The sequence below is a fragment of the Pseudazoarcus sp. NS36 genome (assembly GCF_059703705.1).
Genome location: NZ_BAAKJA010000001.1, coordinates 100627 through 126235, shown reverse-complemented (window position 1 = coordinate 126235; position 25609 = coordinate 100627). Strand labels below are relative to the sequence as shown.

Below are 25609 nucleotides of genomic sequence, written 5' to 3'. Positions count from 1 at the left end.
ACATGATGCAAGAGCGCAAATCGACGTCCTACCTATTCGGGAGCAACGCCCCGTTCGTCGAGGAGCTGTACGAGTCCTATCTGGCCGATCCGGCCTCGGTCTCGGACAGTTGGCGCGAGTACTTCGACAAGCTGCAGGCCCAGGCCGGCGCGGCCGTGCGCGACGTAGCCCACGGCCCCGTGGTCGAGGCCTTTGCGCAACTGGCCAAGCAGCCGCGCATGCGCACGGTGTCGGCCGGCGACGACGACAAGCTGCAGGTCAAGGCGCTGCAGTTGATCAATGCCTATCGCTTTCTCGGCAACCGCTGGGCCAACCTCGATCCGCTCAAGCGTACCGAGCGCCCGGACGTGCCCGAACTCGAGCCGTCCTACTACGGCTTCACCGAAGCTGACCTGAATCGCAGCTTCAACGTCGGCTCCTTCCACGGTTTCGACAGCGAGCACGCCACGCTGCGCGAAATCCTCGAAGCCATCCGCCAGACCTATTGCGGCTCCATCGGCTGCGAATACATGTACATCTCCGAGATCCAGCAGAAACGCTGGATCCAGGCCCGGCTCGAAAGCCTGCGTGCCACGCCGCGCTTCGACATTGAGACCAAGCGGCGCATCCTCAACCGCGTCACGGCCGCTGAAACGCTCGAACGTTATCTGCACACCAAGTACGTAGGCCAGAAGCGCTTCTCGCTCGAAGGCGGCGAATCCATGATCGTGGCCATGGACGAGATCGTGCGTGTGGCCGGCACCCACGGCGCGCAGGAGATCGTCATCGGCATGGCCCACCGTGGCCGTCTGAACTTGCTTGTCAACGTGCTCGGCAAGTCGCCGTCGATGCTGTTCTCTGAATTCGAGGGCAAGGCCGCGGCCGACCTCGCTTCCGGCGACGTGAAGTACCACATGGGTTTCTCCAGCGACGTGATGAGCCCGGGCGGCCCGGTGCACCTGTCGCTGGCCTTCAACCCCTCGCACCTCGAAATCATCAACCCGGTGGTGGCCGGCTCCGTGTTCGCGCGCCAGTTCCGTCGGGAAGACGTCGACAAGAAGCAGGTCGTCGGCGTGCTCATCCACGGCGATGCGGCGGTGGCCGGGCAGGGCGTCAACCAGGAGATGCTCAACTTCTCCCAGACGCGTGGCTATGGCACCGGCGGCACCGTGCACATCGTCATCAACAACCAGATCGGCTTCACCACGTCCGACCCGCGTGACACCCGCTCGTCGCTGTACTGCACCGACATCTTCAAAATGGTCGAAGCGCCGATCTTCCACGTCAATGGCGATGACCCCGAAGCGGTGGCGCTGGTCACCAAGCTGGCGACCGAATTCCGCAACGAGTTCAAGAAGGATGTCGTCATCGACATCGTGTGTTTCCGCAAGCTCGGCCACAACGAGCAGGACGAGCCGATGGTCACGCAGCCGCTGATGTATCGTAAGATCGCATCGCACCCCGGTACGCGTCAGATCTACGCCGACCGTCTGGTGGCCGAGGGCTCGATTCCGCCGGAAGAGCCCGATGCCGTGATCCGCGACTACCGCGAGCATCTGGACCGCGGCGAGCTGCTGTCCAATCCGGTGCTGTCCGGCCACAGCAGCAAGTACGCGGTCGACTGGACGCCGTTCCTGGGTCACGACTACACCGACGACGCCGACACCGCCATTCCGCTGTCCGAGGCGCAGCGTCTGGCCGAACGCCTCACGGCGGTGCCGGAAGGCTTCATCCTGCATTCGCGCGTCGAGAAAATCGTCAATGACCGTGCTGCCATGGGCCGTGGCGATCTGCCGCTGGACTGGGGCATGGGCGAGAACCTGGCCTACGCCAGCCTGGTCGCGCAGGGCTACGGCATCCGCATCTCGGGTGAGGACGTCGGCCGCGGCACCTTCTTCCACCGCCACGCCGTGCTGCACGACCAGCGCCGCGAGCGCTGGAACGACGGTGCCTGGATTCCGCTGCAGGACATCCGCGAAGGCCAGGGCCCGGTGCAGATTTTCGATTCCGTGCTGTCCGAAGAGGCCGTGCTGGCCTTCGAATACGGCTATGCCACGGCCGAGCCCAACCAGCTCGTGGTGTGGGAGGCGCAGTTCGGTGACTTCGTCAACGGCGCCCAGGTCGTGCTCGACCAGTTCATCAGTTCCGGCGAAGCCAAGTGGGGCCGTGTCTGCGGGCTCACGCTGATGCTGCCGCACGGCTACGAAGGGCAAGGGCCGGAGCACTCCTCGGCACGTATCGAGCGCTTCATGAACATGGCCGCCGAGACCAACTGGCAGGTCTGCGTGCCGACCACTCCGGCACAGATCTTCCACCTGCTGCGCCGCCAGATGCTGCGCAAGATGCGCAAGCCGCTGATCATCATCACGCCCAAGTCCCTGCTGCGTCACAAGGAAGCGATCTCGACGCTCGACGAGCTGGCGACCGGCCGTTTCCAGACCGTCATCGGCGAGATCGACCAGCTCGACCCCAAGAAGGTCAAGCGCATCGTGCTGTGCCAGGGAAAGATCTACTACGAGCTGCTGGCACACCGCCGCGAGCAGGGCATCACCGACACCGCTCTGGTGCGCATCGAGCAGCTCTATCCCTTCCCTGCGGAGGCGCTGGGCGAGGTGTTGGCCCAGTTCCCCAAGGCCAAGGAGTTTGTGTGGTGCCAGGAAGAGCCGCGCAACCAGGGCGCCTGGTACTGGCTGGCCTCGCGCCAGCATCTGGCCAACGTGCTGGGCGCCGGCCGCGAACTGCTGCTGGTCAGCCGTCCGGGTTCGGCGTCGCCCGCGGTGGGCTATTACGCCAAACACAACCTGCAGCAGAAGACGATCATCGAAAACGCATTTGGTCCCATCCAGGACTGATCCAGCCCCATCGCACAACAGAACAGGCAACAGGGAGAGAACTCCATGCTGATCGAAGTGAAAGTGCCGCAACTGTCTGAATCGGTGTCCGAAGCGACGCTGGTGAAGTGGCACAAAAAAGAAGGCGACACCGTGTCGCGCGACGAGAACCTGATCGACATCGAGACCGATAAGGTCGTGCTCGAAACGCCGGCTCCGGCCGACGGCGTCATCGTCAAGATCGTCCGGACCGATGGCGACACCGTCACTGCCGGTGAAGTGCTCGCGCAGATCGACACTGAAGCCAAGGGCGCCGCCAAGGCCGCGCCGGCTGCGGCTCCGGCCAAGGCCGAAACCAAAGCCGCTCCGGCAGCGTCGTCGGCCTCATCGGCCGCCGCCAGCCCCGCCGCGCGCAAGATCCTGAACGAGAAGGGCGTTGCCGCCGACGACGTGGCCGGCTCCGGCCGTGGTGGCCGCGTCACCAAGGAAGACGCCGTGGCTGCCGGCAGCAGCAGCTCCGCACCCGCGCCGTCCGCCCGCATGATCGAGCGTGACGCCGCCGACCGCCCGGAAGAGCGCGTGCCGATGACGCGCCTGCGCGCCCGCATCGCCGAGCGCCTGATCCAGTCCAAGAACGAGAACGCCATCCTCACGACCTTCAACGAGGTCAACATGGCGCCGGTCATGGAGCTGCGCAAGAAATACGGCGAGCGCTTCGAGAAGGCTCACGGCGTGCGTCTGGGCTTCATGGGCTTCTTCGTCAAGGCCGTGGTCGCCGCGCTGAAGAAATTCCCCATCATCAACGCATCGGTGGACGGCAACGACATCGTCTATCACGGCTACATCGACGTCGGTATTGCCGTCGGCAGCCCGCGTGGTCTGGTCGTGCCGATCATCCGGGACGTCGACCAGATGTCCATCGCCGACATCGAGAAGAAGATCGCCGAATACGGCAAGAAGGCGCAGGAAGGCAAGCTCAGCATGGAAGAGCTCACCGGCGGCACCTTCTCGATCTCCAACGGTGGCGTGTTCGGCTCGATGCTGTCGACCCCGATCATCAACCCGCCGCAGTCGGCCATCCTCGGCATTCACGCCACCAAGGATCGCCCGGTGGTGGAGAACGGCCAGATCGTGATCCGCCCGATCAACTACCTCGCGCTGTCCTACGACCACCGCATCATCGACGGCCGCGAAGCCGTGCTGGGCCTGGTCACCATCAAGGAAGCGCTGGAAGATCCGGCACGCCTGATCATCGACATCTGATTCACTTCTCGCCGCACCGGCCGCCATCCGGCTGGTGCGCGCATTGCCTCACCCGATCCGGAGACAACACCCATGTCCACCCGTGAATTCGACGTACTCGTGATCGGCGGTGGGCCGGGCGGATACGTCGCGGCCATCCGCGCCGCCCAGCTCGGCTACAAGACCGCCTGCTGCGAATCCAACCCCTATGCAGACCCCAAGGGCGAACCGCGCCTCGGCGGCACCTGCCTCAACGTCGGCTGCATTCCGTCCAAGGCGCTGCTGCACACCTCGCATTTGTTCGAGGAAGCCGGCCACAGCTTTGCCGACCAGGGCATCGTCGTCGGCAAGCCCAAGATCGACGTCGCGCAGATGCTCAAGCGCAAGAACGGCATCGTCGACCAGCTCACCGGCGGCATCAAGGGCTTGTTCAAGAAGAACAAGGTCACCTTCGTTGCCGGCCACGGCCGCTTCGTCGCGCGCGAAGGCGAGCGCTGGCGCGTCGCCGTGGGTGAAGAGGAAGTGCTGGCCACCCATGTCATCGTCGCCACCGGCTCGCGCCCGCGCCACCTGAAAGACGTCGAAGTCGACAACAAGGTCGTCTGCGACAACGTCGGCGCGCTCGACCTCACCGCCGTGCCCAAGAAGCTCGCCGTCATCGGCGCCGGCGTCATCGGCCTGGAGATGGGTTCGGTGTGGCGCCGCTTGGGTGCCGAAGTCACCGTGCTCGAAGCCCTGCCGGATTTCCTCGGCGCGGCCGACGTGGATGTAGGTAAGGAAGCGCTCAAGATCTTCACCAAGCAGGGTCTCGACATCCAGCTCGGCTGCAAGATCGGCGAGGTCAAGAAAACCCGCAGCGGCGTGTCCATCGACTACACCGACAAGGACGGCAAGGAGCACAAGCTCGCCGCCGACCGCCTCATCGTGTCGGTGGGCCGCGTGCCCAACACCGACGGGCTGGACGCTGACCGCGTCGGTCTGGAGCTGGATGATCGCGGCTTCATCAAGGTCGATGACCATTGCGCCACCACCCTGCCCGGCGTGTGGGCGGTGGGCGACGTCGTGCGCGGCCCCATGCTCGCGCACAAGGCCATGGAAGAGGGCGTGATGGTGGCCGAAGTCATCAACGGTCAGTCCGGCCACTGCGACTTCAACACCGTGCCGTGGGTGATCTACACCGCGCCCGAGATTGCCTGGGTCGGCAAGACCGAACAGCAGCTCAAGGCCGACGGCGTGAAGTACCGCGCCGGCAAGATCCCGTTCGCCTTCAACGGCCGCGCCATGGGCATGGCCGCCCCCGAAGGCTTCGCCAAGATCCTGGCCGACGCCGAGACCGATCGCATCCTCGGCGTGCACATCGTCGGTGCCGGCGCCTCGGAGCTGATTGCCGAAGCCGTCGTGGCCATGGAGTTCGCCGGTGCAGCCGAAGACCTCGCCCGCATCTGCCACGCCCACCCGACCATGTCGGAAGCGGTGCACGAAGCCGCCCTCGCGGTGGATAAGCGGCCGCTACATTTTTAAAGCCGACCACGGCCCGCTTCGGCGGGCCTTATCATTTCCCCATGACCGAATCCGCCTCCGGCGTCATCACCGCCGCGTATCAGGCCGCGCTCGCCGAGCGCGGCTTCACTGCCGACCCCTCGCAGCAGACCGCCATCACGCGCCTGCAAGTCCTCGCGGACGAGCTCGCTGCGCCCGCAGCCGGCTTTCTGAGCCGCTTGTTCAGCAAGCCGCAGCCACCGCGCAGCGTCTATCTGTGGGGCGGAGTAGGGCGCGGCAAAAGCTTTGTCATGGACCGCTTCTATGAGGCCGTCCCGGAGCCGAAAAAGCGCCGCGTGCACTTCCACGCCTTCATGCAGGAAGTGCAGAACGACCTGCGCCGGCTGAACAACGCGCCCGACCCGCTCGCCAAGGTGGTCGAGCGCATCGCCGCCGAAACCCGCCTGTTCTGCTTCGACGAATTCCACGTGTCCGACATCGCCGACGCCATGATCCTCGGCCGTCTTCTCGAATCGCTGCTCGGCGCTGGTGTGGTCTTCGTCATGACCTCCAACTACCCGCCCGACGGCCTCTACCCCCATGGTCTGCAGCGCCAGCGCTTCATCCCCACCATCGAGCTGATGAAGCAGCGCTTTGACGTGCTGGAAGTCGACGCCGGCACCGACTACCGCCTGCGCGCACTGATCGACATGCAGACTTGGGTCGTCCCGGCTGATGCCGCCGCCGAAGCGCGCCTCGCCGCGGATTTCGAGCGACTTTCGCAGCAGCCCCCGCAGTCCGGAGAAATCGAAGTGCTGGAGCGCCACTTCCCCGTCCGCGCCCGCGCCGCTGGCGTGATCTGGTTCGACTTCGCCACGCTGTGCGACGGCCCGCGCTCACAGAACGACTATCTGGAAATTGCCCGCGAGTATCACACGCTGCTGCTCTCATCCGTGCCGCGCATGACGCCAGCCGAGGCTTCCGCCGCGCGCCGCTTCACGTGGCTGATCGACGTGCTGTACGACTGCCGTGTGAATCTGGTCGTCAGCGCCGAGGTCGAGGCGCATGAGGTGTATGTCGAGGGGCAGAACGCACATGAGTTTGTGCGGACGGTGAGCCGGCTGATTGAGATGCGGGGGAGGGAGTATTTGGCGGAGGCGCACCGCGCCTAGCCAGTGCTTCTAGTGGCTGGAGTCGGTTCTGCTGCCTCGACCGGCCGGGACTCGCCCCGGCGGGCGACCTACTTTCTTGGTGCACGCCAAGAAAGTAGGCAAAGAAACGTGCCCCGCCGTCTCGGCCCTTCGGGCTTCCCTCGCTCCAGCCGCTTTCGCCGGCCGGTCCTGAACTTGCTTCGCTCAAGCAGCAGGACCGGATTGCTCCGGCGAAACCGGCCTACGCTCGGCGAGCCAGAGGGGGAAGGGGGCAATGTCACCGCAAGGCGATTGTCATGAGGGTATGGGTTGGTTACGCTGCGTCTTTGACCGGCTCGATGTTCTTTCCCATGAGACACCTCCAAAGATATTGTCCATCTTCAAATGTGTCCGGGAAACCCGTGTTACCTCAGTCTGTCCTCTATTTACCTTAATCAAAAACATGGTTCGCGGCGAATTGTCGAGGATGATCAGGAAGTCCTGCATTCAATTTAGCATCGCTCACCCGTGCCAATCATTTTGCCATTGTATAGTTGATGCTGTTTAAATCACCGGAGTGTGTGGTGGCTGACGCTGATGAACGGATTGAAGCAGTAAGCAAAGTGATGAGTGAGCCCGTATTTACGGAATTCTCGGACATGGCATTGAAGGTTCGAGCGCGGCTGCTGGTCCTAGCATTCATCGCCATCGTGATTGTCCTGAAAGACATTAGGATTGATCCCCACTCAAGCCTATTGGGCCTGAAGTTTGTGGGCCTGAATGATGAGTTGGTCAGTGATGTGCTGTTTCTCATTCTTCTATATCTGACACTTCATTTTTCTTGGCTTTGCTGGGAGACGTGGGGCGTCTGGCGTCTGAGAGTGACAGGTACCCGGTATCGCCTTGTATCGAACGAAGCGATGGTTGTTGGTATGGGGGAGGATGGAGCCGACTCCACCAAGGACTTCAGGCAATCGACTCTCTCAAATTGGTGGTACCAAAAAGCAGGACGATTTGAGGATTTCCACCGAAAGCTCGAGGAGTTCGAAACACGGATAGAAGACCTTGCGAGCAAGAGTGATGACGTGCGTTTTGGTCAGGCAGCTAAGACCATAAAGGAGCAATTTGAGCAATTTCTTGACCGCGCTGCTCCGACAGGAGCAATGGGCAAAGGCTACGACCGTGTTTTCGCATCGCTCCAGCGATTCGACAACGTGTACACGCTGATGCTCCGTAGCCAAAATCTGCGGTGGTTAATCGTGGATGCTGGCTTACCGTGGCTGTTTGGCGTTGCCGCCTGCCTGCTGTTGCTTCAAAGATAATTGCTCGTGCTGTAGCTCCGCCCTGACCCAGATTGTCTTCCCACACCGGCGTGGTGTCGGTTGTGCCGATCGTTAGTGAGATCAAAAAGAGGAAGTCGAGGTCAGGTCTATATTCTAGACCGGTCTAGAATATAGACCTGACCCTCCAGCGCGCTGCGATGGCGCCGCCCTGAGTACAATGCAGGAAACGCATAAATTCATGTGGACAGCCTGCTGATCAACCCAAGGATAGCTCGATGAGCCTCACACGCAACCGCATTCAATCCATGGTCATGGCAATCGTCTTGGTGCTGCCTTTTGGCCACACCCTGGCAGCGCGAATCTCGTTGGCCTGCACGGTAGAACAATCCATCGGGCTTGCCTGGAACGGATATGAGTGGAAACCCACCAAAATCAAAGGCGAAGAGTTCTACCTAGTCAAAGATGGTCTTGCTCTCGATCCGAGCGTGCTCTCCTCGAGCCTTGATCTAATGCACCCTGTTTGCGAGCAAATGATCCCTCCTATGAGCGTCTGTCTGGACGCCATCGGAAGCACTGTTTCGTTCAACGCTAGCGAAAATCGAGGAACGCTTGCACGAACCGCCGGAGCTTTGATCAGGCCCTCTGAGAAGGATCGAAAGCTGATTGGCGTTCAGATTTTTACCTGCAAATACTTTCACGAGCGCTAAAGCTTCAATGCAATGGTTCGATGCGAACGGTGCAGTTCGCGTAGGGCGCAATAACGGAAGGGCATTGCGCCGTATGCTTTCCAATGAGTCATGCGTCACCGGCCGTGCTTGTACGTCTGCCTGGCCTCTGCAGCAGAGTTGTGTATCGCAATTTTGCTTCGTCGCAACGCCGGCGAATGTGCTCCTAAGATAAAAACCCCGACGGGAAGTGGGACTGAGCAAGGCGCTGCTTTCAGTGTTGTCTTCTCGGCGCCGCAAGCTGGCGGGCCGGCGCCACACCGTGCAACATTGAACGCGTAGCGTTGCAGTCATCGCAACCCGCCAGTCGGCACAGACAGGCACGGCTAGGAGGATTTGCCACATGAACGCGCCCATCAAGTTCTGCACCGGGTCCGACTTGCTTGACCAGTTCGACCGCAATCGCCGTCGAATGCATGCGCTTTATGCCACCTTGTCCGACGGCGCCTATTTCGGGCGACCGATTCCCTTGCGCAATCCGCTGGTCTTCTACGAGGGCCATGTGCCGGCATTCAGCCATGCACATCTGGTGCGCAAGGCGCTGGGCGGGCCGGCCATTGATGAAGAGTTGGAACGCCTGTTCGCGCGCGGCATTGATCCGCATGAGGCGACGAGCGATGTGAAAGCGCGCGGCAACGAGGCCGACGAATGGCCGGAGCGGGCTGCGGTCATTGCCTTCCGTGACGAGGCGGACCGCCGCGTGCGTGCGGCGATCGAAAGCGTGCTGAGCGACCCCGATGGGCCGATTGATGTCGTGCATCGCATCCTCGAACACGAAACCATGCACCACGAGACGCTGATGTATCTGTGGCATGCGCTTCCGCACAGCGACAAGCGCGCGCCGGAGGGCTATACGCCGAATATCGGCGGCGCGGCGCCCGAGCAGGAGATGGTCGCCGTGTCGGCCGGGCACGCGGTGCTGGGGGTGGCGCCGGGCGATCTGCCTTTTGCGTGGGACAACGAGGTGCCGGCGCATGGCGCGGACGTGTCGGCGTTTCGCATTCAGCGTCACAAGGTGACCAATGCGGAGTACCTGGCCTTCGTCGAGGCCGGTGGCTACCAGGACGAGCGTTGGTGGCGCCCCGAGGATTGGGCGTGGCTGCGCGAACACAGGATGACTCATCCGCATTTCTGGCAGCGTGATGGTGAGTCGTGGCAGTGGCGCGGCATGTTCTGTGACCTGCCTTTGCCGCTGGCGTGGCCGGTGTGGGTGACGCACGCGGAGGCCAGCGCCTATGCGCGCTGGCGCGGCATGGCCTTGCCCACCGAAGCGCAGTACCAGCGCGCGGCGCTGGGCGACCCCGCTGGGCCGCAACGGCGTTTCCCCTGGGGGGACGAGGCGCCGCAGGCGCGTCATGGCGCCTTCGGATTCGACGGCTACGATCCGGAACCGGCCGGCAGCCACCCGGACGGGGCCAGCGCCTGGGGTGTCGAGGATCTGGTCGGCAATGGCTGGGAATGGACCTCGACGCCGTTCGAGCCTTTCCCCGGTTTCGCACCGATGGCCGAATACCCGGAATATTCGGCGGATTTCTTCGACGGCCAGCATTACGTGATGAAGGGCGCTTCACCGGCGACCGTGCGCGAGCTGGTCCGGCCGTCGTTCCGCAACTGGTTCCGTCCGCGCTATCCCTACGTGTTCGCGAGCTTTCGCTGTGTGGCGGAGGGCGGCCGATGAACGCGCGCACGCCCCCGGATACCGAGCTCGCCGCCTTTGCGCGTGACATCCGCCAGAGCCTGACGGCATCGCCACGGCGTCTGCCGTCGCGCTACCTGTACGACACGCTGGGTTCGGCGCTGTTCGAGGCCATCTGCGCGCTGCCGTGGTACCGCCTGACGCGCGCCGAGAGCGCTCTGCTCGAACGACATGGCGTAGACATTCTGGCGGCCTGTATGCCCTTGCGCTCGGTCGTGGAGCTGGGGCCGGGTAATGGCGCCAAGCTGGCCTGCCTGCTCGGGGCGCGGGACGCGCAGGCCGCGCCGCTCGACGTGCATCTGATCGACGTCTCGGCCTCGGCGCTGGATGCGGCCGAAGTCCGGCTGGCGACGCTGCCCGGCCTGGCCGTGGTTCGCCACGAAGCGAGCTACGAGGCGGGCCTGGCAGAGGTGGAAGCGGGGGCCGGTCCCAAGCTGGTGCTGATGCTGGGATCGAATATCGGTAACTTTGATCGCCCCGGCGCGCTGGCCATGCTGCGAGCCATACGCGCTGCGATGCGGCCGGGCGACCGGGTGTTGCTCGGCGCCGATCTGGTCAAGGCCGAGCGCGACATGCTGCTCGCCTACGACGACCCGCTCGGCGTCACCGCCGCCTTCGACCGCAACCTGCTGGTACGCATCAACCGCGAACTCGGTGGCGATTTCGACCTGTCGGCCTTCGATTACCGCGTGCTCTGGAATGCCGAGGCCTCCCGCGTTGAAGCCTGGCTGGTCAGCCGCAAGGCTCAGACCGTGCACATCGCCGCCGCCGAGCTTGAGCTGACGCTGGCCGAGGGCGAGCCGATCTGGATGGAGAGCGCCCACAAATACACCCGCGAAGGCATCTTCACGCTGCTCGGTGAGGCGGGCTTTGTCGAGCAGGATTGCTGGGAGAACAGCGAAGACGGCTTCGCGCTGGCGCTGGCCGGCTGCAAGCCGGTGCAGGGTGGGTGAGCCCCGCCCGAGCCCGGCGTGACGGAGGGCTGTGTCGGATGCGATTTCTTTGTGCGGGCTCGACGGTCGGGCTACGCTTGGTCGCCTTGACCTCATAGCGAGCGCCGATGCTCACGCCTTCCCTTCAGTCACTTCCCCAGGGCTATCGCGCCCTCGTTATCGGTGCCTCCGGCGCCATCGGCAGTGCCTTGCTGGCGCACCTGCAGGCTGACCCACGCTGCGCGCTGGCCGTGGGCCTGGGCCGCAGCACCGATCCGGCGGTTGATCTGGAGGACGAAGCCTCCATCGTCGATGCCGCGAAACAATTGAAGGCGCAGGGGCCGTGGCATTGCATCCTGCTTGCTGCCGGCGTGTTGCATGGCGACCACGGCATGCCAGAAAAGCGCCTGGGCCAGATGCACCGTGCGCAGATGGAAGCCGTCTTCCGTATCAACACCTTCGGCCCTGCGCTGGTGCTCGCCCACTTTGCACCGCTGTTGCCCCCGAAGGAGCGTGGCCTGCTGGCTGTGCTGTCCGCCAAGGTCGGCAGCATCGGCGATAACCGTCTGGGCGGTTGGTACAGCTACCGCGCTTCAAAGGCTGCCTTGAACATGCTGCTCAAGACCGCATCGATTGAAGTGGCGCGCACCCACCGGCAGGCCGTGCTGGTGGCGCTGCACCCCGGTACGGTCAACTCAGGCCTGTCCGCCCCGTTCAACGGCGCCGAGATTGGCCGCCCAGCCACCGACGCTGCGGGTGACCTGCTGCGGGTGCTGGACGGCTTGGGGGCAGAGGAAACCGGCAGCTTCTACGCCTACAGCGGTGAAAAACTCCCCTGGTGACCGTGGGGTGGCTTGTCCGGTTTCTCGCGTCATGCGGCGCAATGCCTTGCGCTTATTGCGCCCTACGATACTGACGCTTGCTACCATTGCGTCTTTCACGCACCTCAGCATCCCATGACCGACCTTACCCACGCCTTTTCGCCCGACGGGCCGCTCGCCAGCGCGATTCCGGGCTTCCGGGCGCGGCCGCAGCAGGTGGAGATGGCGGGGCGGATCGAGGAAGCGCTCAAAAGTTACGGCGTGCTGGTGGCCGAGGCCGGCACCGGCACCGGCAAGACCTTTGCCTATCTGGTGCCGGCGCTGCTGGCTGGCGGCAAGGTGATTGTCTCGACCGGCACCAAAACGCTGCAGGATCAGCTGTTCAAACGCGATCTGCCAACCGTGCGCGATGCGCTGAAGGTGCCGGTGCGCATGGCTTTGCTGAAGGGGCGCGCCAACTACGTGTGCCCGTACCACCTGGAGCGCAACGCCAAGGAAGGGCGTTTCCAGAGCCCGCAGGACGCGGCGGACCTGCGCAAGATCGTGCGCTTTGCGCAGATCACCCACACCGGCGACAAGGCCGAATGCACCGACGTGCGCGAGGATTCGCCGGCCTGGATTGCGGCCACGTCCACGCGCGACAACTGCCTGGGGCAGGAATGCCCGAACGTGAAGGACTGCTTCGTGATGGCGGCTCGGCGCGAGGCCATGGATGCGGATGTGGTGGTGGTGAACCATCACCTGTTCTTTGCCGACGTGATGCTGCGCGACGTGGGCATGGGCGAGCTGCTGCCGGCCTGCAATGCGGTGATCTTCGACGAGGCGCACCAGTTGCCGGAGACGGCCAGCCTGTTCTTTGGCGAGAGCGTGTCGAGCGCGCAGATTCTGGAACTCGCGCGCGATACCCGCACGGAAACCATAGCCTCCGCCCCCGACTGCCGTGATCTGGTGGACGCCACCCGCTTGCTGGAGAAGGCCGCGCGTGATCTGCGGCTGGCTTTTGGCGCCGAATCGGCGCGCATGAGCTGGAGTCAGGCAGTGGGGCGCGAGGGCTTTGATGAAGCGGTGAATGGCGTGGATGAGGCCGTCGTGGCCTTCGAGACCGTGCTGGAAACCCAGGCCGAGCGCTCCGAAGGGCTGGCCAACTGCCTGCGCCGCACGCAGGAGATGCGTGAGCGGCTGGCGCGCTGGCGCGGGCCGGAAGACGCCGAGATGATCCGTTGGGTTGAGGTGTTCTCGCAGTCGGTATCGCTCAACGCCACGCCGCTGCATGTGGCCAGCGTGTTCAAGCGCCAGCTTGAAGGCCAGTTGCGGGCTTGGATCTTCACCTCGGCCACGCTGGCCGTGGGCAATGATTTTTCGCACTACTGCAACGAGATGGGCCTCTCCTGGCTCGAAAAGCCGCCGGTCACGGCGGTGTGGGGTAGCCCGTTCGAGTATGCCGAGCAGGCCGTGCTCTACGCGCCGAGCGACATGCCGGACCCCAATCACCCGGACTACGTTGACGCCGTGGCGCGCACCGCGCTGCCGCTGATCCGCGCCGCGCGTGGGCGGGCCTTCGTGCTGTGTACCTCGCTGCGCGCGATGCGCCGCGTGCATGCTCTGATTGCCGATGGACTGGCGGCCGCCGGGGACAATCTGCCCATGCTGCTGCAGGGCGAGGGCTCGCGCACCGAGCTGCTGGCGCGTTTCCGCATGCTGGGCAACGCGGTGCTGGTGGCCAGCCAGAGCTTCTGGGAAGGCGTGGATGTGCCGGGCGATGCGCTAAGCCTGGTGATCATCGACCGTCTGCCGTTTGCGCCGCCGGATGATCCGGTGCTGTCCGCGCGCATCGAACACCTGCAGAAGGCCGGCCACAACCCGTTCATGAGCTACCAGTTGCCGCGCGCGGTGATCAGCATGAAGCAGGGCGCCGGGCGGCTGATCCGCAGCGAGACCGACCGCGGCCTGCTGTGCGTGTGCGACCCGCGCATGATCGGCAAGCCCTACGGCAAGATGGTGTGGCGCAGCCTGCCGCCGATGCGCCGCACCCGCGTCGAGGCTGAAGCGGTGGAGTGGCTGGAAGCCTTGCCGCCGCCGGTGGTGCCGGATGCCGAGGCTGCGCCCGCAGCCTGAGTTGCCCCCTGTGTTGCCTTCCTGACCCACTGCAGGGACTTTTGCGCACGCGCAGGCCTGCCGCCGCTGGACTTCATTCTCCGAGCCGGTTCATGCTGGTCTCACGGATGCGGACGATGCTCACAGAAGCCGTCGCCGCCCCGAACGAGGAGGAGAGAGCGTGAATCAGTCTATTCTGCGGCGGGGGCGTGTGTGGTTGTGCTGCGCGCTTCTGGTCGCCTGTATGCCGGCCGCAGCCGGCGAGCGCGACAAGGCGCGGCAGTTTCCCGAACTGTCGATGCAGATCGCCCATGAGGTGCGCGAGATCCTGATGCGGCACGGCATGCCGCTCAGCCACGACGGCGAGAACCCCTGGTTCAGCGTTGCGCCCATGCTCAACTTCATCGGCGTGGGCGAGGTGTCGTACCTGCTGTATCTCGACCGCATGAACGAAGTGCCGCTGGCCGCACGCATGGAGATCGTCGAATACTGCATGCGCCTGCACGCGTCGGTGGGCGGTGGGGAGTACATCCGCCTGCAGATGCGGGCAACGCCACGCCAGCGCGCCTTGCTGCGGCCCAGGCCGGAGTTCGAGCTGGTGCTCAATGATGCGCGCTAGGGAGGCTGGACGGTGAAGCGGCGAGGCGGAGCCGAGACTACCGGTTAGGAGGGGCGCGCTGACGGTAGGCGGGCCTGTCCCTCCCCCTTCAAGGGGGGCGGAGCAGGGGTTTCAGCGAGTATGCTCGCTGCCTGCGGAGCGGCGAGGCGCAGCCGAGACTACCGGTTAGGAGGGGGATGGGTTGCAGCCCAGTGACCCATCCCCACCCCAACCCTCCCCTTGAAGGGGAGGGAGGATTGCTCGCCACCTTAAGTCGGACGGCGCTGCGACATCCCTGGCCTTTTGGAAGTGGCTTGGTGCTGGTGCTCTGCTCCGCGTGCGCGGAGGCGAAAGGACTTGTTCCTCCCCCTTCAAGGGGGGCGGAGCAGAGGTTTCAGCGAGCATGCTCGCTGCCTGCGGAGCGGCGAGGCGCAGCCGAGACTACCGGTTAGGAGGGGGATGGGTTGCAGCCCAGTGACCCATCCCCACCCCGGCCCTCCCCTTGAAGGGGAGGGAGGATCGCTCGCCCCCTTCAAGGAGAGGGAGCTCTACCATCCTCACCCCGACCCGCTCACACAGCGCGAAACGACGCCTCGCGAAACCCCGTCCAGACGGTGTTTCCGGAAAGAAAGTCGGGGAGGGGTGGGTGAAGTACGTTATCATTCGCCCCGTTCGTGTCTCCAATCGGCGCGGGCGCAACTTTCCTATCCGGACGATCCGCAACGGATCCCCGACTTCCCGCCAGCCTCAGATTGGTGTCGTCGCAGACGCGCGACAGGCCCGGCACGAGTATTCCGCTACATGACGATTCAAAACGATTTCACCAGTCTCGGACTGGCCGCTCCCCTTTTGCGTGCGATTTCCGAAGCTGGTTACACCACGCCTACGCCGATCCAGGCGCAGGCCATTCCGCTGGTACTGGCCGGGGGCGACTTGCTTGCCGCCGCTCAGACCGGCACGGGCAAGACCGCCGGCTTCACGCTGCCGGTGCTGCATCGCCTGCTCGAGAATCCGGCTGCCAACAGCAAGCCGGGCCGCCCGCGCTGCCTGATCCTGACCCCGACGCGCGAACTCGCCGCGCAGGTTGAGGAGTCCGTGCAGACCTATGGCAAGCACGTTGATCTGACTTCGATGGTGATGTTCGGCGGCGTTGGCATCAACCCGCAGATCAATGCCCTGCGCAAGCGCGTCGACATTCTCGTCGCCACGCCGGGCCGTCTGCTCGACCACATCGGTCAGAAAACCCTGGACCTGTCCGGCGTTGAAATTCTGGTGCTGGACGAAGCCGACCGCATGCTCGACATGGGCTTCATCCGCGACATCCGCAAAGTGCTCGCCCTGCTGCCCAAGCAGCGTCAGAACCTGCTGTTCTCGGCCACCTTCTCCGACGAAATCCGTCAGCTCGCCAACGGCCTGCTGACCAACCCGGGTTGCGTCGAGGTTGCACGCCGCAACACGGCGTCCGAGCTGGTCGACCAGTCGGTCTACATGGTTGGTCAGAAGCAGAAGCGCGAGCTGCTGGCCTGGCTGATCCGCCAGAACAGCTGGGCACAGGTGCTGGTGTTTACGCGCACCAAGCACGGCGCCAACAAGCTGTCCGAGTACCTCGAAAAGAACGGCATTCCGTCCGCCGCGATTCACGGCAACAAGAGCCAGACGGCGCGCACGCGTGCGCTGGGTGACTTCAAGGAAGGCAAGCTGCCGGTGCTGGTTGCGACCGACATTGCCGCGCGTGGTCTGGACATCGACCAGCTGCCGCAGGTTGTTAACTTCGAGCTGCCGAACGTGGCCGAAGACTATGTGCACCGCATCGGCCGTACCGGCCGCGCGGGCGCTTCGGGTGCTGCGATCTCGCTGGTTGACGGTGAAGAGACCAAGCTGCTGGCCGGTATCGAACGTCTGATCAAGCGCCGCATCGAGCGCGCCGAGGCAACCGGCTTTGTGCCGGCTGCGCCGGGTACGCACGTGGAAGTGTCGGACGCCCGTCCGCCGCGTCCCGGCCCGCGTACCCACGGCCGTCCGGGCCAGGGGCAGTCGCGCAATGGTCAGGGTGCAGGTCGTGCTGCAGGTAACGGAAACGGCCAGTCCCGTGGTAATGGGAATGGCGGCGGCAATGGCGGCAACGCCGGTCGCAGCGACGGCGCTCGTCGCCCGCGCAGCAGCTTCGGCCCGCGCGGCTGAGTTGTTCGCATCGCTTGAATGAAGCAGGGCGCCCTTCGGGGCGCCCTGTTTTTTTGTGCCCTGCGCGTCAGGCCGACCGCCGCTGCCTCCGATGTCACGGGCCGGTAACCCGCGTGTCACGGCAGCGTCACGCGGCCTGCGCAAACTCGCCTCCGGCTTTCAACGGGAGGACTGCCATGAACAAGATGAAGCTTGCGATTGCCGTGCTGGCTGCCAGCCTGGCTCTGGGTGCCTGTGCGACCTCGGGCGGCAAGGATGCCTACGCCAAGAAGGGCTTCTACACGCACGTGCACGACAACCGTCTGTGGGTGCTGAAGGAAGGCGACAAGGATGTTGCGCTGGTGTCGCAGAACAAGGAACCGAAGGTCGTCGTGACGCGTATCGCGGCCGGCCCGAACAAGATGACCGTGAAGTCCAACGACCCGGCGGTGATCGACGCCTACCTCGCCAAGTAAGCGCGGACAGGCAGGACGCAAAAAGGGCGCCTCACGAGGGCGCCCTTTTTGCTGCAGCCGGTGAAGGCTTATACGGCCTGCTTGAGGCTGGCGGCGATGAAGTCGTCCAGGTCGCCGTCGAGCACGGCCTGGGTGTTGCCGACCTCGAAGTTGGTGCGCAGATCCTTGATGCGCGACTGGTCGAGCACGTAGCTGCGGATCTGGTGACCCCAGCCGATGTCGCTCTTGGAGTCTTCCAGCGCCTGCTGCTCGCTCTGGCGCTTGCGCAGTTCCAGCTCGTACAGACGCGCCTTGAGCATGGAGTTGGCTTCGGCGCGGTTCTTGTGCTGCGAGCGGTCGCTCTGGCACTGCACGACGATGCCGGTGGGCTCGTGCGTCAGGCGCACCGCGGAGTCGGTCTTGTTGATGTGCTGACCGCCCGCGCCTGAGGCACGGTAGGTGTCCACACGGACGTCGGCCGGGTTGATCTCGATCTCGATCGAGTCGTCGACTTCCGGGTAGACGAACACCGAGCAGAAGCTGGTGTGGCGGCGCGCGTTCGAATCGAAGGGGCTCTTGCGCACGAGGCGGTGGATGCCGGTTTCGGTACGCAGGTAGCCGTAGGCGTAGTCGCCGCTGACCTTGATGGTGGCGCCCTTGATGCCGGCGACTTCACCTTCGGATTCTTCCATGATCTCGACGTCGAAGCCCTTGCGCTCGCAGTAGCGCAGGTACATGCGTTCGAGCATGCCGGCCCAGTCCTGCGCTTCGGTGCCGCCGGCACCGGACTGGATTTCGATGAAGCACGAGCTCGGGTCCATCGGGTTCGAGAACATGCGGCGGAACTCCAGGCCATGGACCTTGGATTCCAGCACCACGATGTCGGCTTCGACGGCTTCGACGGTTTCCTCGTCGCTCTCGGCTTCGGCCAGCTCGAACAGGTCTTTCAGGTCGCGCGACATGCGCGCGATGTCGTCGAGCATCACGACGACATCTTCGAGCTGACGCTTCTGCTTGCCGAGCTCCTGCGCGCGTTCGGCGTTGTTCCAGACGTCCGGATCTTCCAGTGCGAGGTTCAGTTCGCGCAGATCGGTAGCTTTCTCATCGTAGTCAAAGATACCTCCGCAGTTCCGCCCCGCGAGCCGCGAGGTCGGTGAGTTTCTCGGCGAGGGCGTTGATGCGTTCGGCTTCCATCGGGGGTCTTTTCGCTGTGTTTGGGCAGGAGGGCGAGTATACCGGCAGCCGATGCGCGAAGCGAACACAGCGCTTGATCCGGGGCTCAAGTCTGTAAGATTCCGGCCGATACGAAAATACGGACAGTCACCCGAAGATGCAGTCCGGCATCCCTCCAACCCCCGGAGACGTTTCATGAACAATCTGTCCGTGCGCGGCAAGCTGGCACTCTCGTTTGGCGTCGTTGTGCTGATCATCATCCTGGTCATCGGTATCGCGCTCTTCAGCTTCAAGCGCTCCGATGCGGCGACCGAATTGACCGAACAGACTTACGAGGTGATCGGGCAGGTTGATCGACTGCGCATCAGCCTGGGCAACATGCAGGCCGGTATCCGCGGGTTTGCCCTGTCGGGCGAGGATGCGTTTCTTGCGCCCTATGACTTGGGGCAAAGCGAATACACAGATGCAGTGGCCAAGCTCAAGGAGCTGCTCTCCACCAACGCCGCGCAACTGGCGCGTGTTGCCGATCTCGAAATGCTGATGCTGGAATGGCAGGAAGACACGGTCGTTCCGATGATGACCATCCGCGAGCAGGTCACCTCCGGCCTCGACATCATGCAGAGCATGGAGGCTTTCGTGCGCAAGGGGACGGGGCGCGAGGGCATGAACCTGCTGCGTGACATTTCCGGGCAGATCGTGGCGGAAGAGCATCATCTTCTGGAGGTCCGTCAGGCGGCTCAGGAGGCGCAGCAGCGTCAGGCCATCTACGTGCTGATCGGCAGCGGCGTGCTGGCAGTGCTGATCGCGGTGGCGATGGCCATGCTGATCTCGGGCAATCTGTCGCGTCGTCTGCGCGAGGCCGTCGAGGTGGCCGAGGCGACTGCCCAGGGCGACCTGACGGTATCGGTGCGCGCTGACGGTTCGGATGAAGTGGCCGCGCTGATGCAGGCGATCACGTCCATGCAGGGGCGTTTGCGCGAGATGCTGGGGCAGATCGCCAGCGGTGCGGAGCAACTCGCCAGCGCTGCGGTGCAATTGTCCTCCACGGCCAATTCGCTGGAGGAATCCTCCGGCCAGCAGAGCGAGGCCTCATCGAGCATGGCCGCGGCGGTCGAGGAGCTGACGGTCAGCATCAACCACGTTGCCGAAGGCGCCAACGAGACGGCCACCATCGCGCGTGAGTCCGATCGCATCGCCGGTGAAGGCAGCGATGTGCTGCAGCGCACGGTGGCGAGCATCCAGCAGATTTCGCAGCGCGTCTCGGTCACCTCGCAGGATATCGAGGCGTTGGTGAAGCAGTCCGACGAGATTTCGTCGATCGTCAATGTCATCAAGGAAATCGCCGAGCAGACCAATCTGCTGGCGCTCAACGCGGCCATCGAGGCGGCGCGCGCGGGGGAATCCGGCCGTGGTTTTGCGGTGGTGGCCGACGAGGTGCGCAAGCTGGCCGAGCGTACCGCGGTGTCGACGCAGGAGATCGGCGGCATGATTGCGCAGATTCAGGGCGGCACCGGCCGCGCGGTGGAAGCCATGCGCGCCAGCATTACGCAGGTCAGCGAGGGCGTTGAGCTGGCCAACGAGGCGGGCGAGGTGATCGTGCGGATCGCCGGGGGCGCACGGGATGTGGTGAGTCACGCCACGAGTATTTCGGACGCGCTCAAGGAGCAGACCGTGGCCAGCAACGATGTGGCCGGCAACGTCGAGCGCATTGCGCAGATGGCCGACGAGAACAACCGTTCGGTGCGCGAGACTGTGGAGACGGTGCGCAATCTTGAGGAGCTTGGTCGCAGCCTGAAGTCAGCGGTGAGCCGTTTCCGTCTGCGTTGAAAAGGCTGCAGCGTACAAACAAAAAGCCGGGACGCGTCCCGGCTTTTTTGCATGCGTGGCAGGCTCAGAACTTGTAGCCGAGGCCGACCATGAACACCCACGGGTCGATATCGACGTTAACCTTGACGCGGTCGCCGTTCAGGCGCGCTCTGGCCGTGGTGTCGATGTCGATGTACCAGGCCGCAACGTTGAACATCAGGCGGTCGGTAATCATGTAGTCCATGCCGACTTGTCCGGCCAGACCCCAGGAATCGCTCAGGCTGAGACCGGAGAAGCCATTGGCCTTCTGCGCGCTGGAGAGCTTCTCGTCAAAGAAGGTCGTGTAGTTGATACCGGCGCCGATGTACGGCTGCCAGCGCGATTCCTTGGCCATCGGGTAGTACTGCAGCGTCAGCGTCGGGGGCAGGTGCTTGACCTCGGCCAGCTTGCCATCCACCGGCGCGCCGAAGCCGCCGAGTCCGACACGGTGGCTGAACGGTGTGGCGGCGAGCAGTTCGACGCCGATGTGATCGGTGAGCTTGTAGGCGAAGGTCAGGCCGAGCTGGGTATCGTTGCCGACCGTGGCCTTGGTGCCGGCAACCGCCGAGCCGGCGATGCTGACGTTCGAGCTGCTGTCATTCGGGGCAACTTGCGCCGCACCGGCGCGAACGATGAAACTGCCGGCTTCGTGGGCCAGGGCGGGAGTGGCGGCGGCGAGTGCCGCAGCGAGAACCAGTGCCTTCTTCATGGTGGCTTTCCAACTGGGTTACGGGAAAGCCCATGATATGGAGACGGTTATTTCGGGTGCTGATCCAGATCAAACAACACGCGAATCACGCCGGCTCGAAGTGCTCGAACATCAGCTGCAGGCTGGTGACGCCGTTGTACTCGTTGGTGGACAGGCGATAGGCTGCGTGGATTTCGCCCGGCGCGCTGTCGGCGAAGTTGAACTGGATGGCGTCAAAGCGCTGGCCGTTCTTGGAGACCTGCAGCTTCAGGTGCTTTTCTTTCAGCAGGCGCTGGTTCTCGACGCGGAACACGTCGCTGAAGACCGGCGCCGGAAAGCCGTGACCCCATACGTCCTGTTCCAGCATGCGAGCGGCGTCGAGGCTCATCCAGGCCGATTCCAGCCCGCCGTCGGTGTCGATGCAGCGGGTGATATCGGTGTCCCCGAGCAGCTCCTGCACGACGTCTTCGAATACCGAGGTGAACTCGGCGTGGTCGGTTTCGCGGATGGTCACGCCGGCCGCGGCGGCGTGACCGCCGAAGCGCAGCAGCAGTTCGGGCCGGCGCTTGCTGACCAGATCGAGCGCGTCGCGCAGGTGCAGGTTGGCAATCGAGCGGCCGGAGCCTTTGAGCTCGCCGTCGTTGCCACGCGCGAAGGCAAAGGTGGGGCGGTTGAGCTTTTCCTTGATGCGGCCGGCGACGATGCCGATCACGCCCTGGTGCCAGTCCGGCTCATACAGGCTGACCGACATGGAGTTGCCGGGGTCGAATTCCATCAGCCGGGCCAGTGCGTCTTCCTGCATGCCTTGTTCGATGCTGCGCCGCTCACGGTTGAGCTTGTCGAGCTCCTGCGCGATGTTGAGTGCGCGGGCCGTGTCGTCGGTGATCAGGCATTCGATGCCCAGGCTCATGTCGGACAGGCGTCCGGCGGCGTTCAGGCGCGGGCCCAGGCCGAAGCCCATGTCAAAGCTCGACGCGCGCGCCGGATCACGTCCGGCCGCCGCGAACAGCGCGCGCACACCCGGCTGCATGCGCCCGGCACGCATGCGCGCCAGACCCTGCGAGACGAGGATGCGGTTGTTGCGGTCGAGCTTGACCACGTCGGCCACCGTGCCGAGTGCGACCAGATCCAGCAGGTCGCCCAGATTCGGCTCCGGCCGTTCGCCGAAGGCGCCGCGCTCGCGCATTTCGGCGCGCAAGGCGAGCAGCACGTAGAACATCACGCCGACGCCGGCCAGCGACTTGCTCGGGAAATCGCAGCCCGGTTGGTTGGGGTTCACGATCACGTCGGCCTCGGGCAGCGTGTCGCCCGGCAGGTGGTGGTCAGTAATCAGCGTGGCGATGCCGAGCGCGCGCGCCGCAGCCACGCCGTCGACGCTGGCGATGCCGTTGTCCACGGTGATCAGCAGTTCCGGCTCCATGCGTGCGGCCAGTTCGACGATGGCCGGCGTCAGGCCGTAGCCGTACTCAAAGCGGTTGGGCACCAGGTAATGCACGTCGGCGCCCATGGCGCGCAGACCGCGCAGGCCGACCGCGCAGGCGGTGGCGCCGTCACAGTCGTAGTCGGCGACGATGACCATGCGCGCACCGGCCTCGATGGCGTCGGCCAGCAGCTGGGCGGCTTCGCGCGTGCCGGTGAGGGCGTCGGGCGGCAGCAGGTCGGAGAGCTTGTAATCCAGTTCGTCGCGCCGCTTCACGCCACGCGCGGCGTAGATGCGCGCGAGCAGCGGATGCACGCCGGAATCCACAAGGGCCTGCACGATGGGGAAATGCGCCTGACGGGGCTGGATGACGGGCATGAGTGCTCGGTTGGGGCTGAAGAGAATGGGTGGTGCGGGAATCGCCGGAGTCTAGCATGTGGCCCGACCCGCTCCGGGCCTGCAGAGGTTCTTGCAAATCCTTGCCGGGCGCAGCCCGCGGGCTTGCGGCACAATGGCGGCTTTCCACGAATGCGAGTACGGATGCGCTACGAAACTCTGGTCGGTCTGCGCTACACGCGCTCCCGCAAGCGCGCGCAGGGCGGCAACCGCTTCATCTCCTTCATCTCGCTGGTGTCGATGCTGTGCACGGGGCTGGGTGTGATGGCGCTGATCGTCGTGCTGTCGGTCATGAACGGCTTCCAGGAGGAGTTGCGCACACGCATCCTCGGCGTGGCTTCGCACGTGCAGATCACCAGCCACGGCGGCGGCCTGGATGCGTGGCAGCAAGTGGCGGACGAATCCATGCGGAATTCGTCGGTGCTGGCCTCGGCGCCGTACGTGCAGGAGCAGGGCATGCTCTCGTACAACCAGACGGTGCGTGGTGCGCAGGTGCGCGGTGTGCTGCCGGCGGACGAAGAGGGCGTGGCCGATTTTTCGGAGTACATGCGGCTGGGCGCACTCGAAGATCTTCAGCCGGGCCGCTACGGCATCGTGCTGGGGCGCGATCTGTCCTTTGCGCTGGGCGTGCGCATGGGCGACAAGGTCACGCTGATCGCGCCGCAGGGCATGGTCACGCCGGCGGCGGTGATGCCGCGCGTGCGTCAGTTCGAAGTGGTCGGCATCTTCGAGGCCGGCATGCATGAATACGATTCCACGCTGGCCCTGATCCACATGCGCGACGCACAGGTGCTGTACCGCATGGGCGACGCGGTAACCGGCGTGCGACTGAAGCTCGACGACCTGTTCGCCTCGCCGCGTGTGGTACGCGAACTGGCTGCATCCATCACGGTGCCGGCGCTGGTGTCGGACTGGACGCGCAGCCACGCCAACTTTTTCCGCGCGGTGCAGCTTGAGAAGACGATGATGACCATCATCCTGTTCCTGATCGTCGCGGTGGCGGCCTTCAACATCGTGTCGATGCTGGTCATGGCGGTGCAGGAGAAGAACGCCGACATCGCCATCTTGCGCACGCTGGGCGCGAGCCCCGGTTCGATCATGGCGATCTTCGTGCTGCAGGGCGCGGTGATCGGCTTCGTCGGCCTGATCGGCGGCGTGATCGGCGGTCTGCTGTTGGCCAACAACCTTGACGTGGTGATCCCGTGGCTCGAAACCGTCACTGGCGCGACGCTGTGGAACAAGGAAATCTATTACATCCAGGATCTGCCCTCGAAGGTGCTGGCGAGCGACGTGATTACCATCGTGTCGGTGTCCTTCGTGCTGATTCTGGTCGCCACGCTGTATCCGAGCTGGCGCGCGTCGCGCGTCAATCCGGCGGAGGCGCTGCGCTATGAGTGATGCAATGAACAACGCTGTGCTGGCCTGCGAAGGGCTGAACAAGGTGTTCCGCGAAGGTCCGGGCGCGCTGGCCGTGCTGCGGGATGTGAACCTGTCGGTGGCGCGTGGTGAGCGCGTGGCCATCGTCGGCGCTTCCGGCTCAGGCAAGAGCACGCTGCTGCATCTGCTCGGCGGGCTGGACGTGCCCACCTCAGGACGCGTGACGATCAACGGCCGCGATTTCTCCAGCATGAGTGATGCCGAGCGTGGCCACCAGCGCAACCAGGTGCTGGGCTTCGTGTATCAGTTCCACCATCTGCTGCCGGAGTTCTCGGCGCTGGAAAACGTTGCGATGCCGCTCTACATCCGCCGCATGGCGCGTGAAGAAGCCAACGCGCAGGCTGCTGCGATGCTCAAGGAAGTGGGGCTGGGGGCGCGGCTCGACCACGCGCCGGGCGAGCTGTCCGGCGGTGAGCGTCAGCGTGCCGCGATTGCACGTGCGCTGGTGACCTCGCCGGCCTGCGTGCTGGCGGACGAACCGACCGGCAACCTCGACCGCAAGACGGCCGAATCGGTGTTTGACCTGATGCTGGGGTTGAACGAGCGTCTCGGTACGAGCTTTGTCATCGTCACCCACGACGAAGCCCTGGCAGCCCGTGCCGAGCGCACCATGCGTCTGGTGGACGGCCAGTTTCAGGACTGATTGCGGCGCTTCTCGCTGCGCCGGTGCCAGGCCCGGATCAGCCGCCAGCGGTAGATGCCGCGTACGACGAAATAGCCCGCAACGGACAGGCTGCTGGCGAGCACCAGCAGCCCGATGGCCAGCGGTTTGCCGAGCCCGGCAGTCCATTCCAGAAAGGCCATCGCCCACGGCATGAAGCCCAGGCCGTCCATGGTGGGCGGGTCGACGAAGCCCTCCATGCTGCCACCGGTCACGAAAACCCCGATGAAGTAGGCCGCGAAGTACAGCGGCACGATGGTCAGCGGGTTGGTGTACAGCGTGGTGACCAGTGCCAGCGGCAGGTTGGCGCGCAGCACCATGCAGGCCAGTGCGGCGCAGAACATCTGCAAGGGGCCGGGAATCAGCCCGCAGAACAGGCCGACGGACACGGCACCCGCCACCGAATGACGGTTCAGGTGCCATAGCCGCGGGTGCAGCAGCGAATTCGAGAACGGGCGTAACCAGCGGTTGCCGTTTACCGTCTCGTGGCTGGGCAGCAGGCGGCGGAATGTTTTTCGCATGGTGTCTCGTCGGGCCGGTCGCTGCCGGTACTTGTTCGGGATG

The 25609-nt window shown here is 64.5% G+C and carries 20 protein-coding genes; 16 read left to right on the top strand and 4 right to left on the bottom strand.

The features are described from left to right. Window positions 1-2 precede the first annotated feature (2 nt). The 13 genes from AC6H0R_RS00550 to AC6H0R_RS00490 all read left to right on the top strand — a co-directional run bounded on the left by AC6H0R_RS00550 (window position 3) and on the right by AC6H0R_RS00490 (window position 17446). Window positions 3-2831, top strand: a complete 2829-nt coding sequence (locus AC6H0R_RS00550) for a 2-oxoglutarate dehydrogenase E1 component (RefSeq protein WP_497579392.1) — start codon at window positions 3-5, stop codon at window positions 2829-2831. Between the two features lie 45 nt (window positions 2832-2876). Then, window positions 2877-4073, top strand: coding sequence for a 2-oxoglutarate dehydrogenase complex dihydrolipoyllysine-residue succinyltransferase (gene odhB / locus AC6H0R_RS00545; protein WP_497579391.1), 1197 nt, complete (start codon window positions 2877-2879; stop codon window positions 4071-4073). Between the two features lie 72 nt (window positions 4074-4145). Then, a complete protein-coding gene (lpdA, locus tag AC6H0R_RS00540; RefSeq protein ID WP_497579390.1) occupies window positions 4146-5573 on the top strand; it encodes a dihydrolipoyl dehydrogenase in 1428 nt (475 codons plus the stop codon). A 41-nt stretch (window positions 5574-5614) separates the two neighbouring features. Continuing rightward, complete coding sequence (zapE, locus tag AC6H0R_RS00535) at window positions 5615-6703, top strand: cell division protein ZapE (protein WP_497579389.1); 1089 nt, start codon at window positions 5615-5617, stop codon at window positions 6701-6703. Between the two features lie 542 nt (window positions 6704-7245). After that, window positions 7246-7983, top strand: coding sequence for a hypothetical protein (locus AC6H0R_RS00530; RefSeq protein WP_497579388.1), 738 nt, complete (start codon window positions 7246-7248; stop codon window positions 7981-7983). A gap of 236 nt (window positions 7984-8219) precedes the next feature. Continuing rightward, a complete protein-coding gene (locus tag AC6H0R_RS00525) occupies window positions 8220-8651 on the top strand; it encodes a hypothetical protein (RefSeq protein ID WP_497579387.1) in 432 nt (143 codons plus the stop codon). A 361-nt stretch (window positions 8652-9012) separates the two neighbouring features. Then, window positions 9013-10347 carry an SUMF1/EgtB/PvdO family nonheme iron enzyme gene (locus tag AC6H0R_RS00520; protein WP_497579386.1) on the top strand — a complete coding sequence of 445 codons (1335 nt, stop codon included), beginning with the start codon at window positions 9013-9015 and terminating at the stop codon, window positions 10345-10347. Continuing rightward, a complete protein-coding gene (locus tag AC6H0R_RS00515) occupies window positions 10344-11318 on the top strand; it encodes an L-histidine N(alpha)-methyltransferase (protein WP_497579385.1) in 975 nt (324 codons plus the stop codon). Before AC6H0R_RS00520 ends, AC6H0R_RS00515 begins: the two co-directional genes overlap by 4 nt. Before the next feature lie 107 nt (window positions 11319-11425). Then, window positions 11426-12139: an SDR family NAD(P)-dependent oxidoreductase gene (locus AC6H0R_RS00510; RefSeq protein ID WP_497579384.1), complete on the top strand. Its 714-nt coding sequence runs from the start codon at window positions 11426-11428 to the stop codon at window positions 12137-12139. Between the two features lie 114 nt (window positions 12140-12253). Further along, the gene (yoaA, locus tag AC6H0R_RS00505) at window positions 12254-14233 is read left to right on the top strand and encodes a DNA repair helicase YoaA (protein WP_497579383.1); all 1980 of its coding nucleotides are present in this window, start codon (window positions 12254-12256) and stop codon (window positions 14231-14233) included. Between the two features lie 160 nt (window positions 14234-14393). Then, complete coding sequence (locus tag AC6H0R_RS00500; RefSeq protein ID WP_497579382.1) at window positions 14394-14831, top strand: hypothetical protein; 438 nt, start codon at window positions 14394-14396, stop codon at window positions 14829-14831. Window positions 14832-15611: 780 nt separating this feature from the next. After that, window positions 15612-16991, top strand: a complete 1380-nt coding sequence (locus AC6H0R_RS00495; protein ID WP_497579381.1) for a DEAD/DEAH box helicase — start codon at window positions 15612-15614, stop codon at window positions 16989-16991. A gap of 176 nt (window positions 16992-17167) precedes the next feature. Continuing rightward, entirely contained in the window at window positions 17168-17446 is a 279-nt protein-coding gene (locus AC6H0R_RS00490) for a hypothetical protein (protein WP_497579380.1), read from the top strand. Window positions 17447-17514: 68 nt separating this feature from the next. On the opposite strand, the gene prfB is transcribed toward AC6H0R_RS00490, so the two are convergent. After that, a protein-coding gene (gene prfB, locus AC6H0R_RS00485) for a peptide chain release factor 2 (protein ID WP_497579379.1) occupies window positions 17515-18619 on the bottom strand; the annotation gives its coding sequence in 2 pieces (ribosomal slippage) (window positions 17515-18537 and window positions 18539-18619; 1104 coding nt in all). A gap of 174 nt (window positions 18620-18793) precedes the next feature. Between prfB and AC6H0R_RS00480 the strand changes: the two genes are divergently transcribed. Beyond that, entirely contained in the window at window positions 18794-20425 is a 1632-nt protein-coding gene (locus AC6H0R_RS00480) for a methyl-accepting chemotaxis protein (RefSeq protein ID WP_497579378.1), read from the top strand. A gap of 64 nt (window positions 20426-20489) precedes the next feature. On the opposite strand, the gene AC6H0R_RS00475 is transcribed toward AC6H0R_RS00480, so the two are convergent. Both AC6H0R_RS00475 and recJ read right to left on the bottom strand, forming a co-directional pair. Continuing rightward, entirely contained in the window at window positions 20490-21152 is a 663-nt protein-coding gene (locus AC6H0R_RS00475; RefSeq protein WP_497579377.1) for an OmpW family outer membrane protein, read from the bottom strand. Window positions 21153-21237: 85 nt separating this feature from the next. After that, window positions 21238-22929, bottom strand: a complete 1692-nt coding sequence (gene recJ, locus AC6H0R_RS00470) for a single-stranded-DNA-specific exonuclease RecJ (RefSeq protein WP_497579376.1) — start codon at window positions 22927-22929, stop codon at window positions 21238-21240. Window positions 22930-23091: 162 nt separating this feature from the next. Between recJ and AC6H0R_RS00465 the strand changes: the two genes are divergently transcribed. Both AC6H0R_RS00465 and lolD read left to right on the top strand, forming a co-directional pair. After that, entirely contained in the window at window positions 23092-24345 is a 1254-nt protein-coding gene (locus AC6H0R_RS00465; RefSeq protein WP_497579375.1) for a lipoprotein-releasing ABC transporter permease subunit, read from the top strand. After that, window positions 24338-25027, top strand: coding sequence for a lipoprotein-releasing ABC transporter ATP-binding protein LolD (gene lolD, locus AC6H0R_RS00460; RefSeq protein WP_497579374.1), 690 nt, complete (start codon window positions 24338-24340; stop codon window positions 25025-25027). The genes AC6H0R_RS00465 and lolD overlap by 8 nt, the downstream gene beginning before the upstream one ends. Here the strand turns inward: lolD and AC6H0R_RS00455 are convergent. After that, window positions 25018-25566 carry a DUF2062 domain-containing protein gene (locus AC6H0R_RS00455; protein ID WP_497579373.1) on the bottom strand — a complete coding sequence of 183 codons (549 nt, stop codon included), beginning with the start codon at window positions 25564-25566 and terminating at the stop codon, window positions 25018-25020. The two genes, lolD and AC6H0R_RS00455, sit on opposite strands and share 10 nt — an antisense overlap. Between the last annotated feature and the right edge of the window lie 43 nt (window positions 25567-25609).